The sequence below is a fragment of the Streptococcus sp. 10F2 genome (assembly GCF_054331515.2).
In genome coordinates, this window is sequence record NZ_JBTGGE020000097.1 from 1 (window position 1) to 2,123 (window position 2,123).

A 2,123-nucleotide genomic window follows, 5' to 3' on the forward strand; every position below is an offset into this window, starting at 1 on the left:
ATATCAAAACCAGTCCTCGCCAAACGAGGACTGGTCAGCTGTCTCGATTACTACTTAAAACGACATGCGTTAAAAGTTAACTGAACCGCCGTGTGCCGAACGGCACGCACGGTGGTGTGAGAGGGACTATGCATTAGTCCCTACTCGATTGCTACTAAATATAGGAGAAAATCATGTCAGAAGCGATTATTAAACTGGAACATATGGGGGTTCGCTTTACCCAGAAAAATAAAGTGATTACAGCTGTTGACGATGTTAGTCTGTCAATTCAACAGGGAGATATCTATGGAATTGTAGGGTACTCTGGAGCAGGGAAGTCTACCTTGGTACGGGTTATTAACCTTTTGCAAGCTCCAACAGAAGGGCGTTTGATTGTTGATAACGAAGTCTTTTTTGACCACGGGAAGATTCAACTAAGTTCACAAACACTTCGGGAAAAACGTCGGGAAATTGGAATGATTTTCCAACATTTCAATTTAATGAGCCAGAAGACAGCTGCTGAAAATGTGGACTTTGCTCTGAAGCATTCTGGTTTGAGCAAGGAGCAACGGGCTCAAAAAGTTCAAGAATTATTGGAGTTAGTTGGTTTAGCTGATCGAGCGGAGAATTATCCGTCTCAGTTGTCAGGGGGACAAAAACAACGTGTGGCTATTGCGCGTGCCTTGGCTAATGATCCAAAGATTTTAATTTCAGATGAGTCTACATCAGCCTTGGATCCTAAAACAACTAAGCAAATTCTGAGTTTGCTTCAGGAATTAAATGAGCGATTAGGCTTAACCATTATTATGATTACTCATGAGATGCAGATTGTAAAAGATATTGCCAATCGTGTAGCCGTGATGCAAGATGGTCGTTTGATTGAAGAGGGAAGCGTTCTTGATATTTTTAGTAATCCTAAAAATGAGTTAACCAAGGATTTCATGGAGACAGCGACTGGAATTGATGAAGCTTTACGGAAAATTTATCAACAGGAAAGTGTCCTTCATCTGCCTGCGGGGCAAGAACTGGTACATTTGAAATTTTCTGGTAGTGTCACTGATCAAGCTATTATTCATGACCTCTCCAAGCATTATGAGGTTGCAGCCAATATTTTATTTGGGAATATTGAAATTTTAGACCATACGCCGGTTGGTGAGTTGATTGTGATTCTTTCTGGTTCAACAGAGAATCTGGCTAAGGCACACGAAGGATTGAAGCAATCTGGGGTTGGGGTTAAAATTCTGAAGGAAGGACGTTAAGATGAATTTTATTGAAACTTACTTGCCAAATGTTTATAAAATGGGATGGTCAGGACAAGCCGGCTGGGGGACTGCGATTTATTTGACTCTCTATATGACCTTTTATGCCTTCTTAATTGGTGGATTTTTGGGTCTTGTCACTGGTTTGCTACTTGTTTTGACCGCTCCAGGCGGTGTTTTAGCCAATAAATGGGTCTATTGGACCTTAGATAAAGTAACTTCGATCTTTCGAGCTATTCCCTTTATCATTTTATTAGCGGTTCTGTCACCGTTAGCTCAGACTTTAGTCGGAACGAGTATTGGTCCTAATGCTGCACTTGTGCCGCTGTCATTTGCCGTCTATGCTTTCTTTGCTCGTCAAGTACAAGTTGTTTTAGCGGAATTGGATTCCGGAGTTATTGAAGCGGCTCAAGCTAGCGGAGCAACTACTAAAGATATTATTGGTGTTTATCTGAGCGAAGGACTGCCGGATCTTATTCGGGTTACAACAGTAACTCTAATCTCCTTAGTTGGTGAGACTGCTATGGCTGGAGCTGTTGGAGCTGGGGGACTAGGAAATGTTGCTATCGCTTATGGATATAATCGCTACAATCATGATGTGACCATCCTAGCCACAGTTTTAATTATTATTCTGATTTTTACGATTCAATTTGTGGGGGATTTTATCACTAAAAAAGTCAGTCATAAATAAAAAAATCTCAGAGGATCTTTTCTCTGAGAATTTTTTTAAAAAATTTTAAAAAAAGTGTTGCCAAGTGAAAAAGAGTGTTGTATACTAATAAAGTCCTGAAGGGAGAGTTCCTTAAACGGGACAGATGAAAGATAAAAGTTCGGGTGAAACGAACGAATTCAAAAAAACTTCAAAAAAGTTAACAAAAAGTGTTG

Annotated in this window: 2 protein-coding genes; both read left to right on the forward strand. The window is 40.2% G+C overall.

The annotated features are described in order from the left end of the window. Positions 1–173: 173 nt before the first annotated feature. Positions 174–1,238, forward strand: a complete 1,065-nt coding sequence (locus ACXM1Q_RS09135; protein ID WP_458517788.1) for a methionine ABC transporter ATP-binding protein — start codon at positions 174–176, stop codon at positions 1,236–1,238. A gap of 1 nt (position 1,239) precedes the next feature. Further along, entirely contained in the window at positions 1,240–1,929 is a 690-nt protein-coding gene (locus tag ACXM1Q_RS09140; protein ID WP_135037721.1) for a methionine ABC transporter permease, read from the forward strand. The last annotated feature ends 194 nt before the right edge of the window (positions 1,930–2,123 follow it).

Bases quoted from the DNA above. Each gene is read 5' to 3' on its own strand.
- ACXM1Q_RS09135 (WP_458517788.1), top strand. From the start codon at position 174: ATGTCAGAAGCGATTATTAAACTGGAACATATGGGGGTTCGCTTTACC.
- ACXM1Q_RS09140 (WP_135037721.1), top strand. From the start codon at position 1,240: ATGAATTTTATTGAAACTTACTTGCCAAATGTTTATAAAATGGGATGG.